The organism is Paenibacillus sp. Cedars, assembly GCF_003184205.1.
In the GTDB taxonomy this organism is placed as follows: Bacteria; Bacillota; Bacilli; order Paenibacillales; family Paenibacillaceae; genus Paenibacillus_AQ; species Paenibacillus_AQ glucanolyticus.
Genome location: NZ_CP020866.1, coordinates 873,660 through 889,977 on the forward strand (window position 1 = coordinate 873,660; position 16,318 = coordinate 889,977).

17 protein-coding genes are annotated in these 16,318 nt (G+C 49.3%); 14 read left to right on the top strand and 3 right to left on the bottom strand.

What is annotated here, in order from left to right:
- Positions 1–181 precede the first annotated feature (181 nt).
- The gene (locus B9D94_RS05765; protein ID WP_148246599.1) at positions 182–2,146 is read left to right on the top strand and encodes a cell division protein ZapA; all 1,965 of its coding nucleotides are present in this window, start codon (positions 182–184) and stop codon (positions 2,144–2,146) included.
- Between the two features lie 82 nt (positions 2,147–2,228).
- Here B9D94_RS05765 and B9D94_RS05770 read toward each other — a convergent pair whose 3' ends face one another.
- Both B9D94_RS05770 and B9D94_RS05775 read right to left on the bottom strand, forming a co-directional pair.
- Complete coding sequence (locus B9D94_RS05770; protein ID WP_036639690.1) at positions 2,229–2,615, bottom strand: cytochrome c oxidase subunit II; 387 nt, start codon at positions 2,613–2,615, stop codon at positions 2,229–2,231.
- Positions 2,616–2,943: 328 nt separating this feature from the next.
- Positions 2,944–3,303 (bottom strand): phage holin family protein, encoded by a 360-nt coding sequence (locus B9D94_RS05775; protein WP_006212227.1) that lies wholly within the window; start codon positions 3,301–3,303, stop codon positions 2,944–2,946.
- Positions 3,304–3,459: 156 nt separating this feature from the next.
- Between B9D94_RS05775 and B9D94_RS05780 the strand changes: the two genes are divergently transcribed.
- From B9D94_RS05780 to B9D94_RS05795, 4 genes are all read left to right on the top strand, one after another.
- Positions 3,460–5,829 carry an endonuclease MutS2 gene (locus tag B9D94_RS05780; protein WP_148246600.1) on the top strand — a complete coding sequence of 790 codons (2,370 nt, stop codon included), beginning with the start codon at positions 3,460–3,462 and terminating at the stop codon, positions 5,827–5,829.
- Between the two features lie 120 nt (positions 5,830–5,949).
- Positions 5,950–6,369 carry a DUF350 domain-containing protein gene (locus tag B9D94_RS05785; RefSeq protein ID WP_006212224.1) on the top strand — a complete coding sequence of 140 codons (420 nt, stop codon included), beginning with the start codon at positions 5,950–5,952 and terminating at the stop codon, positions 6,367–6,369.
- 157 nt (positions 6,370–6,526) lie between these two features.
- Positions 6,527–7,084: a hypothetical protein gene (locus tag B9D94_RS05790; protein ID WP_148246601.1), complete on the top strand. Its 558-nt coding sequence runs from the start codon at positions 6,527–6,529 to the stop codon at positions 7,082–7,084.
- Between the two features lie 145 nt (positions 7,085–7,229).
- The gene (locus B9D94_RS05795; RefSeq protein WP_148246602.1) at positions 7,230–8,432 is read left to right on the top strand and encodes an MFS transporter; all 1,203 of its coding nucleotides are present in this window, start codon (positions 7,230–7,232) and stop codon (positions 8,430–8,432) included.
- Between the two features lie 132 nt (positions 8,433–8,564).
- Here B9D94_RS05795 and B9D94_RS05800 read toward each other — a convergent pair whose 3' ends face one another.
- On the bottom strand, positions 8,565–9,791 hold the full coding sequence (locus tag B9D94_RS05800; protein ID WP_148246603.1) for an NAD(P)/FAD-dependent oxidoreductase: 1,227 nt from the start codon (positions 9,789–9,791) through the stop codon (positions 8,565–8,567).
- Between the two features lie 138 nt (positions 9,792–9,929).
- Here B9D94_RS05800 and B9D94_RS05805 point away from each other — a divergent pair, with 138 nt between their 5' ends.
- The 9 genes from B9D94_RS05805 (at position 9,930) to B9D94_RS05845 (ending at position 16,318) form a co-directional block, all read left to right on the top strand.
- Complete coding sequence (locus B9D94_RS05805; protein ID WP_148246604.1) at positions 9,930–10,166, top strand: hypothetical protein; 237 nt, start codon at positions 9,930–9,932, stop codon at positions 10,164–10,166.
- 50 nt (positions 10,167–10,216) lie between these two features.
- Entirely contained in the window at positions 10,217–10,603 is a 387-nt protein-coding gene (locus tag B9D94_RS05810) for a spore coat protein (RefSeq protein WP_006212219.1), read from the top strand.
- Positions 10,604–10,792: 189 nt separating this feature from the next.
- Positions 10,793–11,293 (top strand): Lrp/AsnC family transcriptional regulator, encoded by a 501-nt coding sequence (locus B9D94_RS05815; protein WP_006212218.1) that lies wholly within the window; start codon positions 10,793–10,795, stop codon positions 11,291–11,293.
- A gap of 14 nt (positions 11,294–11,307) precedes the next feature.
- Positions 11,308–12,513, top strand: a complete 1,206-nt coding sequence (locus tag B9D94_RS05820) for an aminotransferase class I/II-fold pyridoxal phosphate-dependent enzyme (protein WP_063480428.1) — start codon at positions 11,308–11,310, stop codon at positions 12,511–12,513.
- 118 nt (positions 12,514–12,631) lie between these two features.
- A complete protein-coding gene (locus B9D94_RS05825) occupies positions 12,632–12,895 on the top strand; it encodes an aspartyl-phosphate phosphatase Spo0E family protein (protein WP_006212217.1) in 264 nt (87 codons plus the stop codon).
- Positions 12,896–13,132: 237 nt separating this feature from the next.
- Complete coding sequence (locus B9D94_RS05830; protein ID WP_006212216.1) at positions 13,133–13,693, top strand: cob(I)yrinic acid a,c-diamide adenosyltransferase; 561 nt, start codon at positions 13,133–13,135, stop codon at positions 13,691–13,693.
- Between the two features lie 3 nt (positions 13,694–13,696).
- Complete coding sequence (locus B9D94_RS05835) at positions 13,697–14,773, top strand: RluA family pseudouridine synthase (protein WP_006212215.1); 1,077 nt, start codon at positions 13,697–13,699, stop codon at positions 14,771–14,773.
- Entirely contained in the window at positions 14,770–15,132 is a 363-nt protein-coding gene (locus B9D94_RS05840) for an arsenate reductase family protein (protein ID WP_063480427.1), read from the top strand. Before B9D94_RS05835 ends, B9D94_RS05840 begins: the two co-directional genes overlap by 4 nt.
- Positions 15,133–15,469: 337 nt before the next feature.
- Positions 15,470–16,318, top strand: coding sequence for a 5'-3' exonuclease (locus tag B9D94_RS05845; protein WP_152826688.1), 849 nt, complete (start codon positions 15,470–15,472; stop codon positions 16,316–16,318).

Genomic DNA, 16,318 nt, shown 5'->3' on the forward strand with positions numbered 1-16,318 from the left:
ATTTGCATCAGGATGCCCGCAGGGTACATAATTATAAGCACAAAACTGTGTTATCATATACCAAACTTCGGTCTGTTTTCTTGAGGTTCGTCTCCAGATGTTATCTCATATATAATGAAGAAAGAGGATAGACCATTTCAGACATCATAGAATCTACACATAATAGAAGGAGGGCACAACTGTGACTACACCGGACCGTAAAAGCGTTACCGTAGACATCTACGGAACTTCCTATAAACTTGTTGGCAATAGCAGTGATTACACTAGACAGGTAGCGAACTATGTGGATGACCGCATGCGCACCATATCCAAGGCACATTCCAGGCTCGATACCCCGCGCATTGCCGTCCTGGCCGCAGTACATATGGCTGAAGAAGCTTTACAGAAGCTGGAGTATCAGAATGAAGCCAAACAGATGACGGCCGAGCGCAATGAACTGCGTACGGAGCTTGCCAAGGTGCAAGGGCTTCAAATCGAGCAGCAGGAAAGACACCGGCAGCAGCTGGAACAACTGGAGCAAAGGCTGGCGGAGCAGTCTTCCTTAGCTGATAAGTACAGAATTTCCACTGAGAATTTAACGAGTGAGTCAGAGCGAACCAAGGAGCTGCTCCAGAAGGAATCGAGCCGGGTGGAAGAGCTGCTGAAGGAGAAGCAGCAGCTTGAAGCACGTCTTAAGGAACAGCGGGAGAAGCTGGAGGGCGGTCATAAGCAGGCGATTGAAGATATGAAACGCCGTTATGAAGGGCAAATTTCGCAGTTGACGGGCACCCACAAGCAAGCGCTGGATAAGTTGGAGCAGACTCATCGGGCAGCAGTGAAACAGGCCGAAGAGAAGCAGGCTGAACAATTGAAGAAGCTGGAGAGCTCCCATAAACAAGAGGCGCTCCAGAAGGAGCAGCAGCACTCGAAGACCGTTCAGGATTGGGAACAGAAGTATACGAAGTCTATGCAGGATCTGAAGCAGGAGCACTCGAAAAGTGCGCAGGAGTTAGAGCAGCGGCACGGAGCAACCGTTCAGGATCTGGAGAAGCAGCTCTCGGAGCAGCGCAATCGCGGAGGGCAGCTGCAGTCGCGATTATCGACCACGGAGAAGGAACTGACTGCCGCTAAAGCGGAGTCCGTGAAACTGAAGGAAGAGCTGCAGCTGTCCAAACAGCAAGGAGATGCCTCTCAGCAGGAATTGCGATCCTTCCGGACGAAGGCGGAAGGACTCGCGAAGGAGCTTGAGGGACTGAAGCAGGAATCCGGCAAATCGGAGGAAGAGCGTCGCCGTCTCCAGAAGTTAGTGGTGGATGCGAATCAGACTTCACGCAAGCAGCAGGAAGAGCTGCAGCGTCTTAGCGGTGAGCTTCAATCCTGGCGTACCCTGGCTGATCAGCGTAAAGAGGAAACAGGCGAGCTGGAGATGAGAATTGTTGAGCTGATGGAAGCGAACGAGAGCCTGGAAGAAGGAATGAAGGGGCTTCAGGATGAAATCCACGTCATGAAGGATGAGGCTGACCGGTCTATTTCCGAGCGCAGAACGGCTCAAGAGGAACTGAAGGAGCTGCAGCTTCGCTATGAAGAGCTGGAGAAACTCAGCGAGGAAGCGGGGATTCGAGAGGAAGAGACAAGCAAACTGTACGCTATGCTGGAAGAAGAATACGATACAGTGTCGAATCAGCTCGAGGAGCTTCGCAAAAAAGCGGCTGCAAGTGAAGAGCATGGACGTGAGCTTGCAGAGCAGTTAAGAGATTCGGAGGAGCGAGCCGCGCACTGGCAGAACCAATACCAGCAATGGATGGAGGAGCGGGAGCAGCTTGCCGCTGACCGTGAGAAGCTGGCTGCAGAGCGGGATGAGTGGAGACGCACGCAGCTCTCTCTTGAAGAAGAGCTCCAGTCCTGGCAGCAGGAAATTGCCTCTGCACGTCAAGCCTGTGAACGTCTGGAAGGCGAGAAGAGTGAAGCCACGCAGCAGTATTCCGATCTTGGTGAGCAGTACGAACTGGTCATGCATCAATACCAGCTGCTGCAGGCAGAACAGGAACTGAAGGCGGAGCAGTCAGCGCTGCTTGAAGAAGAACATCGTAAATTAAAGGAAGAGTATGCTAAGCTCCAAGTTGAATATAACGAGTGGATCGAGTTGATTGAGCAGGATCAGCGTTAGGCCATGGTGAAGATTTGAACCTGAAAAAACCTCCGAATCAGCAGAGGCAACTCTGGCGATCCGGAGGTTTTATTAGGATGCTCTATTCTTCAATGATGATTTTGGAGATCATTTTGCTGTGACCGGCTCCGCACATAATGGAGCAGGAAACTTCAAATTCTCCAGCTTTGTCGGGTGTAACAACTTTGCTGTTATTGTTGCGGTCAAGCTGAAGGCCAAGCGCCGGAATCATGACGCCGTGGTTGCCGTCTTCATTCTCGTAAGAAATTTTCACGGGCACGCCCTTTTTCAGATGATATTCTTCCTGGTCGAATTGGAAGTTGGATCCCTTTATAACGAGCTCTGCTTCAGGCGCCACGCCGGTATCCGAGATTCCGGAATCTCCTTGGGTTGCCTCCTGATCTTGGCCGCAAGCAGCCAATACAAAAAGGAGCATACATGAAACAAGTAGTGCTATGCCTTTTTTCACTATAATCTCTCCTGACTATGAAATAATGGTGAATTTATTTTTTCCAATCTTTATCATAGCGCAGAAAAAGAGATTATGCACAGCGGTGTTATGAAAAATTAGTGAACGTGAAGCGTTTGCAACGAAGGTTATGGATTACGATATAATGTAGGGGAAGCCTGAGTATAGGGAGATAAGGACTTCTGCGGCCATAATGGACAACCCCCTGTTCATATAAGCAACAGGGGGTTGTTGTGGGAGATGTAGTGGAATGAGCCGCAGGAAACGATTCATTCAGGAATAAGGGACTGAGGAACAGACCTCCAACAGAGTCGGATGACTTTGCCTCTTATTCCTTGTGGCTTTTGCCTGCTTCATACGGTGTGGAAATCGGAATGAACAGATCGATGATCCCGATGACCAGTGCTGCAAGCAGCGCACCCAGTATGGAGACGGTGACGCCCCCGACAATGAACTGAGCGAGGTAAATCACAAGCGCACTCACAAGGAAGCCCACGATTCCGCGTCCAAACGGCGTGACTTTTTTGCCGAAGATGCCCTCGATTGCCCAGCCGAAGAGGGCGATGACGAGTGCAAGCAGCAGGGCACTTCCGAATCCGCCGACGGAGAATTGAGGGACAATCCATCCGACAACCATAAGAACGAGCGCGGCAACGATAAATCGAACGACATGCCCGAGAAATTGCATGGTACCTGCCTCCTTAGAATAAGACTGGAATGTTACGCAGAATTTATTTTGTTCAATAGGGCCGCAGGTTATGTGTGGAAGGTTTTTGGATTCCATGGCGAATTCCCTCGGCATTCGATATAATATAGGCATTGATTGAGAGGAGTTGTGAACTTCTTGAACGACAAGATTTTGCAAACTTTAGAATACCGGAAAATTTTAAATACATTAACACAATACACGCAAACATCCATGGGGAATTTGAGAGCCGAGGCGTTAAAGCCTGAAACTGAGCTGGAAGCTGTAAAGGATCTGCTGGCGGCAACCGATCAGGCATATACGGTAGACCGGCTCAAGGGCAATCCATCTTTCCGCGGTATAACGGATATTAACGATGCCTTGAAACGCGCGAGAATTGGAGGCACGTTGAGCCCCCACGAATTGTTAGCCACATCGAACACGATTCACGGGTCACGCCGTATCAAGCGGTTTATCGCAGCCCTTCATGAGGATGAGCAGATTGAAATTCTGTTTAATCTTAGCGATCTTATCTCGGAGCAGAAGCCGCTGGAGGATGCGATTCGGCTCTGCATTGACGATGCGGCTGAGGTTCTGGATTCGGCGAGTGCAGAGCTTTCGCAGATCCGCCGCGAGCTTCGGGGCGGGGAGGTCCGGATTCGGGAGAAGCTCGAATCCATGATTCGTTCGCAATCGGTGGCCAAGATGCTGCAGGACCAGCTGATTACGATTCGCGGGGATCGTTTTGTCATACCCGTTAAAGCGGAATACCGGTCGCATTTCGGCGGAATCGTACATGATCAGTCAGGATCGGGTGCCACGCTGTTTATCGAGCCGGAGTCCATTGTGGCCATGAATAACAAGCTTCGTGAGACCCGGATGCGGGAAGAGCGGGAAATCGAAGTGATTCTGCAGAAGCTGACTGCCCAGGTGGGTGAGCAGGCTGATTTGCTGTTCATGGACTTGGATTTGATCGGACAGCTTGATTTTATATTTGCCAAGGCACGTTTGGCTCATGTGATGAGGGCGTCTCTGCCGCGAATGAATGACAGAGGGTACATTAAGCTGCGCAAGGGCCGACATCCGCTTATTCCGATGGACCAGGTTGTACCGCTTGATGTGGAATTGGGCAATACCTATACGTCCATCATTGTCACGGGTCCGAATACCGGCGGTAAGACGGTCACACTCAAAACAATCGGTTTGCTAAACCTGATGGCGATGTCCGGACTGTTTATTCCTGCCGAGGAAGGCAGCCAGATGTGTGTATTCGATGCGATTTATGCGGATATTGGCGACGAGCAGAGCATTGAGCAGAGCCTTAGTACCTTCTCGAGCCATATGACCAATATTATCCGGATACTGGGTCAGATGACGCAGAAGAGTCTGGTGCTCCTTGATGAAGTAGGAGCAGGTACGGATCCGGCTGAGGGCTCCGCTCTGGCGATTTCCATTCTGGAGCATATCCACCGCATGGGCTGCCGAATGATTGCGACCACGCACTATTCAGAGCTCAAGGCTTATGCCTACGAACGCAAAGGCGTTATTAACGCCAGCATGGAGTTCGATATCAACACCCTAAGTCCGACTTACCGGCTTCTGGTTGGTGTGCCTGGACGCAGTAATGCGTTTGCTATTGCAGAACGTCTCGGTCTGCCAGGATCCATTCTTGAGTTTGCCCGCGGTGAAGTGAAGGAAGAAGATCAACGGGTGGAGCATATGATTGCTTCCCTTGAAGAGAATCGGCACACTGCTGAAATGGAGCGTGAGAAGGCAGAGCAGGTCCGCAAGGAAATGGAGGAACTGCGTGTCCGTCATGAGCACGAGCTTCAGAAGCTGGAAGAGCAGAAGGACAAACTCGTTGATAAAGCTCGCATGGAAGCGAGACAGATCGTGGATAAGGCGCGAAGCGAGGTGGAGGAGATCATTTCGGATCTGCGCAAGATTGCTCTGGAGGAAGGGGCTTCTGTTAAAGAGCATAAGCTGATTGCGGCTAGAAAACGTCTGGATGATGCCGAGCCGCAGCAGGGCAAGAAAACAGGAGGCCAGCGCTCGGCTAAGCAGCAGCGCAGTATCGAACCTGGCGACGAGGTTCGGGTATTCAGCCTGAATCAGAAGGGCCATGTTGTGGAAATGACTGGCTCCAAGGAAGCGGTCGTACAGCTTGGCATTATGAAGATGAAGGTCGCCCTGGATGATCTGGAGTTATTGTCGAATCCGGCGGCGAATGCCAAGCAAGCACCGAAACAGCATGCGACGATCCTGAAGCGGACTCGTGATGCCAACATTCGCAATGAACTGGATCTAAGAGGAGCGAACCTGGAAGAAGCGCTGATCGAGGTTGATCGTTTTATTGATGAGGCTTTTCTCGGTAACCTTGGTCAGATTTCCATCATCCATGGCAAGGGAACCGGTATTTTGCGGACCGGAATCCAGGATTATCTGCGTAAGCATAAACATGTGAAGAGCCATCGTTTGGGCAATTACGGCGAAGGCGGCAATGGCGTAACGATTGCCGAGTTGAAATAAAGGAAGCCAGAAATCAGGAACCGTTTTCTCCTTCAGTTCGTATAACATATCATCTGGGTTTAGAACAACGGGATGCGAAAGGTGCCGCATCCCGTTTATATCGGGGAGGAACATAGGGTAATGACGGAAGCGATTGATCATTTGCTGACCCATCCGCTGGGTGTGCTAATCGGCTATTTCTCGGTTGCGATACTGGCACTTATCGTTTACTTGTATTGCTTTGAACTGGTTACGAAGTACAATTGCTGGGATGAAATACGCAAGGGAAACGTAGCTGCAGCGATGGTGACCGGCGGTAAAGTATTTGGTATATGCAACGTTATGCGGTATAGCATCACGGCCAATACGTCCATTTACGGCATGATTAAATGGTCGTTCTTTGGGTTTATCCTGCTGTTATTGGCTTATCTGCTGCTTGAATTCTTGACGCCGGTTTTCTCGGTTGATGAAGAGATTGGCAAGGATAATCGCGCAGTAGGTTTGATCGTACTTCTTATCACCGTATCTTTATCTTACATTATTGGAGCGAGTATCACTTAAGAGCTTCGGGAGGAAAAGGACGATGAAATATTTACCGCGGATATTGTTTGCGGCCGCTTTGATTTTTTTTGTGTCAGGTATTGTATACTTAATGTCTCAATAAAAACAACTATACAGGGCCTGCAAGGCCGTTTGAATAAGAAAGGAATGAATACCTATGGAACCGACGGTTTGTCCATGGTGCCAAAGTGAGATTGTATGGGATGAGGAGATTGGTCCAGAGGATACCTGTCCTCACTGTGCTAACGAACTGAAGGGCTACCGTACATTGAATATCGCATTGGAAGGCGAGGATGCAGAAGCCGATCAAGAGGAACTGGATGAGGATTATGAAGCAACCGAGGAGGAAGCTGTAGATCTTCAGCGTATATGGGGGTCGGAGAACGAATCGTTGTCATCGCTGCGAACTGTGGATAAATACGGGGAGGATCATGATTTGTTTGCATTCGAGGAGACCGTGGAAGCGATCCTGGATGAACAAGATGAAGTACCGGAGTGTTTGCATTGCAGAGAATACATGCTCCATGCAGGTACCCAGCACGTGAGCGGGGAAGGCTTCCAGCCGGTTAACGCGGCTTTGATCCGTGGACCTATTCTGCAGCCGCCATATGAATTGAACGTATACGTATGCCCAGGATGCTTCCATGTACAGTACAACCTGGCCGAGAACGACCGACTTCGGATGATTAAGAGCTTTATCCATAAAAAGGAATAGAGTCCGCGGATAGGCGCTGTTTGGCGTCTCACGGCAATTCAAGGGAACTGCATGCTGCAGTTTCCTTTTTTTTGTTCATGAAGTGGAGGAGTGAAGGGTAAAATACCCTGGACTTCAAGTGCGAGAGCAAGGGAGGGAACTGTATATGAAGTTGACAAAGGACCCCCAGGCCATGCTTCTGCTATCGGTTCATGGTTTGTTTATTCTATCGAGCGCATTGTCGGGTACATTCCTCAATGTTTACCTCTGGAAGAGCCGTCAGGATTACACCATGCTCGGATGGTTTACTATTGCCCAGCAGGTCGCATTGGGCCTGACATTCTGGGCAGCAGGCAAGTGGGTGAAGGAACATAACAAAATGAACGCACTTCGTCTGGGGATTGCGGTGTCCGGATTATTTTATCTATGCGTGCTGTGGGCAGGCCGGGATGCGGTCCATTATATCTGGCCTCTTGGCCTGCTGTTCGGCGTATCCCTGGGCTTATTCTGGCTGGCCTTCAATGTGGTTTATTTCGAGATATCGAATGCAGAGAATCGGGATTGGTTTAATGGCTGGATCGGACTTCTTGGCTCTGTGACAGGAATCATAGGACCATGGTTGGCAGGCTGGGTGATCACATGGATGCACGGGGACGAGGGCTATCAACTTATTTTTACCGTGTCGTTGGTCATATTCGCGGCGGCTGTAGTGCTTAGCTTTTTTCTGCGAAAAAGGCCTGTACAGAATGACTATAATTGGCTGGAAGGCCTGAGACGCTTGAAGGAGGGCGGTGTGTGGAAATATGCGGTTTGGGGCTTGGCTGTACAGGGAATGCGGGAAGGCGTATTTTCCTTTCTCATCACATTGCTTGTGTTCGTGGCTACGGATCAGGAATCCAAGCTAGGTCAATTCGCATTGATCACTTCTGCGGTCTCGTTGGTGAGTTATTGGGCCTGCGGCAAATGGTTCAAGCCTCAATTCCGCAAAATCGGTATGCTGGTGGGGGCCGTACTCATGCTGCTGGTTATTCTGCCGTTATTGCTGGCCGTTAATTATACTACGCTGCTGGTCCTTGGAATCGGTACCTCCTTGTTTATTCCGCTGTATATGATGCCGGCCATATCGGTTAGCTTTGATCTGATGGGATTGAATCAAGAAAATGTGGAGAAGCGGGTGGAACTGGTTGTACTGCGGGAGCTCAGTCTGACCCTGGGCAGAATTACGGGGCTGCTGGTATTTATTCTGGTGTTGTCGATCAAGCAGGACACCTTAACCATAACACTACTCTTGCTGTTCCTGGGGGCATCCCCGATCGGATCATGGCTGTTCATGCGGAGGTTATTCCCTTCCAAGGAACAAGTAACCTGATCGCTTGATCAGGGATGAGGGTGTGGGAATCAAGAACGGCACACTTCATGAACCACGCCACCACATTACACATGCGAAGAGGGTATCTCCAGGGCACGCTGGCAGGCCCTAAATGGAGTTACTCTCTTTATTCTAAATAATCTTCAGGTCAATCGGACGTGTTAAGGAGAACCATTTCAATTCCTCGGGCTCACGACCGGCAATCGTCTCAGCCAGTAAATCGGCAGCAATCATGCTGTAAACCGTTCCATTGCCTCCGTACACCTCGATAAAGTAACTGTGCGGATATTTGGGGTGCTTGCCAATCAGGGGAATGCCATCCTTGGTTGAGGCGAACACACCAGCCCAGCTGCAGGCAATTCTCAAGTCAGCCAGATGGGGAAAAAGCTGCTGTATCTCGTCCAATAGCCTCCGGCCTCTGACCTCGGCGTACTCTTCAGGCTTACCTGAAGGAGGCAGCGCTTCATCCAAGCCCCCGGCAATGATCCGCTGATCCGGTGTTGTGCGGAAATAGAGATAGGGGCGATTCGTTTCCCACAAGAAAGATCGTTCATACCATGAGGACAGATCGGCGACAGGTTCCGTGAGAATGGCGTAGGTGTTTAGCAGTTCAGCGTTATGATCCGGTTTCCATTCCTGAATAGTATACCCTGTGGCCCAGATTACTTTTTGAGCCAGAACGCTCCCCTGATCTGTAATTACGGTGACGTCGCTGTCCGTGTACCGGGTATCCGTCACTTCACTGTTTTCGTATATCCGAAGTCCATCCTGACTGGCATCCTGCAGAAGATGATGTCCGAGGCGGTAGGGATCTACTTCGGCGTCACCATGCGTATAGATGGCTGCTTCTTTCGAAAATGGAAAATGAGCCTTTATATCATCGCGGTTCCAATACTCCACGTCAAAGCCTCTTCGTTTCAGCAGATCATATTCATGCCGAAGCATGCCCACGTCTTGGGGAGTACTGGCATAATAGAGGCTGCTCCGGGGAATCAGGCCGGAGTCTCTGGAGAGGCTGTTTGCGATATCGGTAAGCCTGCGAACCGCATGGCTGCACATTTTGTAGAAGGAAGTGCCGCGATGGTCATCAAACTGACGAATCAGATCCGTCAGGGTACAATCGTTCGAAAATTGCAATAGCCCCGTATTGGCAGAGGTGCTGCCTCCACAGACGCGTCTTTTTTCCAGCAGAATGGTGTCCACGCCCTGCTTGTTCAGGACGTAGGCCATCAGTGCACCACTAATGCCTCCGCCAATGACGAGAACATCACACTTCATCTGCTCGGTAAGTGGAGGGTATTTCTTTACGGGTTCGGTATTTAAAAACTTCCATGGTGTTGTTCCGCCTGTCAGCAACATGACCCTATACCTCCTCATATCACAACCATTTTAGTTTGGACGTTCATTCTGTATTTCATGACAGCCTACAACATAGATTTCTGTAAAGGTGGCATACTAGTTCCTGTGCAATCTAAATGGAAAGGGGAATTAACCCGTATGACACCGAATCAACAATTACAGCCTCTAACCTCTAAAGAATTGGATTATATTGCGGACTGCATCTCCAACGAGACGATGCTGGCCAAGCATTGCGCTGCAACAGCGGCAGCCAGTCAGAATCCGGCCATTCAGCAAGCGCTCCTTGGATTCGTAAGCCGGCATGAACAGCATTTGGATACTTTGGTGAACTTTCTGCAGAGCCACATCCAAGTCGCACCGACCCAACCTCAATAAGTGATGCCCTTTGTAGCGGAGAAGTTAAATTGTTAAAGGAGGAACTACCTATGGCAACAACAAACGGATCTTCATTCCTGCCGGAACAAGATATGCTGGACCCTATCCTGGGCGAGCTGAAACGGACCGTTCGAGAGTACACGACAGCAACGACAGAGTCCTCTTGTCCTGTTGTCCGTCAGATGTTTACGGATTTAACCGCAGATACGCTGAAGCTTCAGGGTGAGTTTTACACGATGATGAAGCAGCAGAACATGTATACGTCGGGCCCATACGCATTGAAATATGATGTGGACAAGCAGCATAAGCAAGCACAGCAGTCCATACAGAAGGCCCATGATACCATTAATCAGAAGACTGCAGGCATGGGTACTTTCTCACATAGTCCCAATGTTGCCAGCCATGCAACAAACGTACCGCCTACATCTTATATGTAACCCACTATTCCATTGCTAACTCAACTATGAAGCCGATCGCATTCGCAGCACCCGCTGCAGGCATGCATCGGTTTTTTTCTTTTGCACATCCCGTGTAAGTTATTGTAATATAAGTATTAATCTCTGTTCCGAAGAACCTGAGGATGGATTATGAACGGTTATTCGGAATAAGTGCTGGAGGATACGTATATGGAAGAGCTAAGCGAATTGAAACTGAAGGTGCTTGACCTGCTGAAAGAGGACGCGAGAAGATCGCCAGCTCTGCTCTCTACTCTTCTGGGTGTAGATGAGGAAGAAGTAAAGACCTCCATTGCGGAGCTTGAACGAGATCACGTGATCGTTAAGTATGCGACCGTTGTCAATTGGGGCAAGGTTGAGGACGAGAAGGTAACTGCGCTGATCGAGGTTCAAATTACACCTGAGCGCGGCAGAGGCTTTGAAGGAATTGCAGAACGGATTTATTTGTTTCCTCAAGTGAAATCGGTCTATCTTATGTCTGGAGCCTACGATCTGCTGGTCGAGGTGGAAGGCGCGAGTTTGCGTGAAGTGGCTAATTTTGTTTCTGAGAAACTGTCGCCTATTGATTCGGTATTATCGACCAAAACGAATTTCATTTTGAAAAAATATAAACAAGACGGGATTATTTTTGAAGAACGTCAAGAAGACAATCGTCTCCTGATCTCGCCGTAAAGGAAGCGTGTGCTATGATTTTGAACGAACAGCAGCTTGCAGAAAATAACAGGAAATCGATGAGCTCCTATTTGGCGCCAAGTGTCAGGGATATTCAACCATCCGGAATTCGAAAATTTTTCGATCTTGTCAGCGGAAATAAAGATATTATTACGCTTGGAGTTGGCGAGCCTGATTTTGTAACACCGTGGCATGTAAGGGAAGCTTGCGTATACTCTCTGGAGAGAGGCTTTACAGGGTATACATCAAATGCCGGTATGCCCGAGCTGCGGGAGGCCATTGCGGAGTATCTGAATGACAGCTTCCAAGTCACTTACAATCCGGCTAATGAAATCATCGTTACCGTAGGCGGCAGTGAAGCGATCGATCTGGCACTGCGTGCCTTGATTGTTCCCGGAGATGAAATCCTCATTCCCGAGCCTTGCTACATCTCATACTCGCCGATTGCTTCAATCGGCGGCGGGGTGCCGGTTGGCATTGAAACCACGGCCGAACATCAATTTAAGCTGACGGCAGAGGCGCTGGAAGCGCAAATCACACCCAAATCCAAGATCCTGATTCTATGTTATCCGAGCAATCCGACAGGGGCGATCATGACCTATGAGGATTGGCTTCCTATTGCGGAAGTCGTGGAAAAGCACGATTTGATTGTGATCTCCGATGAAATTTATGCTGAGCTTACGTACGAAGGCAAGCATGTCAGCTTTGCTTCTATGCCGGGCATGATGGACCGCACCATATTGGTGAGCGGCTTCTCGAAGGCATTTGCTATGACGGGCTGGCGTATGGGGTATGTGTGCGCTCATACGGATCTCATTGCCGCCATGCTGAAGATTCACCAATATACGGTGATGTGCGCACCAGCCATGGGGCAAGTCGCTGCGCTGGAAGCATTGCGTAATGGCTTGGGGGAGAAGGATCGAATGGTTGAATCGTATAACCAGCGGCGCCGGCTCGTTGTTCAGGGGCTGCGTGAGATTGGTCTCGATTGTCATGAACCCCAAGGAGCATTCTATGCATTCCCAAGCATTAAGGGAACAGGCCTGTCCTCGGATGAGTTCGCTCAGCGATTGTTGACGGATGCAAAAGTGGCTGCTGTGCCCGGTACTGCTTTCGGTCTGGGCGGTGAGGGATTTATTCGCTGTTCCTATGCTACATCCATTGCCCAACTGAATGAAGCCATCGAGAGAATGGGCAATTTTGTGGAAAAAATAAAATAGACAAGGAAATCGTTGAACAATTTCCTTGAATTAACAAAAATTTCACTTTTCATCAGTAGAAAATATGTTATAATTTTATTTTGGGGGCAGAATTTTACTTTCCAAGGAGGGATCACCAGTGTTTTGTGATTATGAATTGTCAAACTACCGTGGTGACTTTACGGCTGAAGACAATAATCACGGTAAATGGTCAATTAAATCAGCCAAATCCACTCCTCAGGAAATTACCTTGGAAGACGAAATTCACATGCTTCGCCGGAAGATGGAACAGATTTTTTTGGAAGAGCAGTCCTTTACCTCGGAGATCGTTATCGAAATCAGCAGTTTGCTGGATTTGAAGATCAATGAATATATGAAAGCTCATCCCAAAAAGAAACTATAAATGAACTATAGTCATCAAATAAAACAAGGCTGTTCCTGAGTGAAGATCCCTCAAGGAGCAGCCTTGTTTGTATATGATTCTTCTCTAAGTGATATGAGAATACTCTCCTGAAATGATGGAGGGACTTGTGCAGACGGTTTACAGTGGGAGCGCTATCCGAATTATGCTATAGTGGAGCATAAATAGGGGAACCAAGTGTTCGTTGAAGTGATAGAATGCTGAATGGAGGAAGATGTGATGAAGGTTTACACAAGAACAGGAGATGCCGGAGAGACCTCGATTATTGGCGGCCGGGTGCCCAAGGATGATCCACGTATCGAAGCTTACGGCACCATAGATGAATTAAACAGTTTTGTTGGCCAGGCCGTCTTTCTGGCGCAGGAGGTGGATTTTGATGAGCTGTATCTTCAGCTTATGCGAATTCAGCACGAACTGTTTGATTGCGGGTCCGACCTGGCGTATGCGAGACCTCGCGAGGATAAGCTTAAGGTAAGTGCAGAGCTTGTCGATAATCTGGAGACCTGGCTTGATGCATTTGAAGAAAAAAATCCACCGCTCGAACGCTTTATATTACCGGGTGGAAGTGCGCTGTCATCTTCGCTTCATGTATGCCGCACGGTATGCCGCCGTGCTGAGCGGCTGACCGTTACGCTGCAGCGAACCACCGAGATCAACCCGGAGGTCCGCCGCTACCTGAACCGGTTATCCGATTATTTCTTTGTCACTGCACGGGCAGCCAACGCGTTTTCAGGAATCAAGGATGTTGAATATGAGCGCAGCGGGAAGGTGTTCCGTTAATCCATGGATTTGTATTATCCGCCAATCAGCTATGTCGTGTCTGAACGTGAAGATGGCATGCTGCTCAAGACTATTATGCAAAAACGAATGGGGGTATCCCGCAAGCTGATTTCTCGTCTCAAGTTGACGGAGCAGGGCATTATGCTGAACGGAACCCGCGTATATATAAGTGCTAAAGTGCAGACCGGCGATATAATTGAGATTCGTATGGAGCAGGAGCGATCAGACGACATGCTGCCTCAGCCGATGGAGCTGGATATTCTGTATGAGGACGGGCATTTGCTCGTGCTGAACAAACCTGCTGGGATCATTGTTCATCCCACAAAGGGACATTACACGGATACATTGGCAAACGGAGTTGTTCACTATTGGCTGGAGCAGGGCTGGAATTATCGGTTCCGGGCTGTTCACAGGCTGGATCAGGAGACTTCAGGCGTGCTGGTTGTTGCCAAGAATCCCTATGTGCACCAGCATGTCTCAGAACAGATGATAGCTGGCACCGTAGACAAGAGGTATATTGCGCTTGTTCATGGCACGCCAGCTTCACGGTCCGGTGATATTGAGGGGCCGATTGATCGGGATCCTCTAGAGCCGCATCGCCGGATCGTCACACCTGGAGGATACCCTTCTCTTACACGGTACAAGGTGTGCGAAACCTTTAAGTCCGCCTCCATGGTTGAGTTGAAGCTGGAGACGGGAAGGACACATCAAATTCGGGTACACATGCTGAGCATAGGATGTCCCTTAATTGGAGACCGGATGTATCGACATCCGGTTTATGACACACGGGTACAGAGAAATGACCAGGTCCAAACGATTGCACCGGAGGCAGCTTTAAATGGGGTCGTCCCCCGCACAGAGCTGGAAGCTGCCTCAATTCAAGAGCTGGACAGCAGCATTGGCAGGCAGGCGCTGCACGCAGCAAGCCTGACGCTGGTTCACCCGATTGAGGGAAGAACCATGGTGTTCAGTGCACCGCTGCCAGAAGATATGAAGTCCCTTAAGGCAGGTCTTGCACAAGAAGAAACCCCGGAGGGCGCTTCAATACATCATAACAACGAAGGAGAACTTAACGTATGAGCCAACTGAAAGTATATCAGTACCCGAAATGCGGAACATGTCGTAACGCTGTGAAATGGCTGCAGAATGAGGGGCACGAGCTGGAGCTTCAGAATATTTTTGAACAACCCCCGGAGAATGAAGAATTAGCTGATCTGATCGCGAAGAGCGGCCTGGAGTTGAAGAAATTTTTCAATACGAGCGGGGAAGTGTATAAGGAAATGAACCTGAAGGACAAGCTGCCGGATCTTTCCGATGAGGAGAAGATCGAACTGTTGTCCGCAAATGGAAGGCTGATTAAGCGTCCAATCGTTACTGACGGGAGAAAGGTTACCGTCGGGTTTAAACCGGAGTTATATCAGGAGGCATGGCAGAAGTAGAGTCGCGTCCGATGGACTGCACCCGGTGCCGGATTCGTCGTCAAAAGAGTGAAAAGCGGAGCGTCCTTGCGGTCATTGGCCCAGGGGACGCTTTTTCATTTATTTTACAAGAGTGGGGCCATAGTTAATCCGCAGTATGGAGGGGTGACTGGGTGCTGTGAAGCTGTGAATGGTCTGTGACAGGAAATTCAAAGAAATCCCTGTGGCAAGCCCAAGTCCTTACATGGATATGGTATAATGGCAGGGTGTATTTTAAAGAAATACCGAGAAGTTAAAGTTAGGAGCGATCATTACCGTGATACCCAATCAACAACCATCCTTACTGCTTGTAGACGGGATGGCTTTATTGTTTCGAGCGTACTATGCAACTGCCTCCAGCGGTTATATCCGCCGTACCAAGGCAGGAATTCCAACCAACGCGATTTATGGCTTCTTGCGGTATATGTGGGATGCTATCGATAAATTTCAGCCAACCCATGTAGCATGCTGCTGGGATATGGGCTCGAAAACGTTCCGTACAGAGCAGTTCGCCTCATACAAAGGGAATCGTCCGGAGGCACCGGATGATCTGATCCCTCAGTTCTCGCTAGTTCGTGATGTGACAGAATGCCTCGGAATTCCGAACCTGGGTGTCGTGGGTTATGAAGCCGATGATTGTATCGGAACGTTGGCCAGACGATACAGTGATCATATGAATGTCATGATCCTGTCGGGTGACCACGATTTGCTGCAGCTCGTAAGCGATTCGACTTCCGTTATTATCATGAAAAAGGGTCATGGCAATTACATGCACTATACACCGGAAACGCTTTATGCTGAAAAAGGTCTTACACCAAGACAGGTCATCGATGTAAAGGGACTTATGGGAGATACCAGCGACAATTACCCTGGTGTACGCGGAATTGGCGAGAAAACAGCCCTCAAGCTGATTCAGGAGTATGAATCTGTTGAAGGGATACTTGAGAATCTGGAATCGCTGGCAAAAGGGGTCCGGACCAAGATTGAAGCCGATTTGGAAATGCTGCATCTGTCCCGGGCTTTGGCCGAAATCCATTGTGAGGTTCCAATGGAATGTGAGCTGGATTTATGCCTTTTGAATGTTGATCACGAACGTGCACTAACCAAGCTGGAAGAGCTTGAGATGAAGAGCCTTGGTCATCTGTTTGGGGTGGCGGTGGTCTCCTAG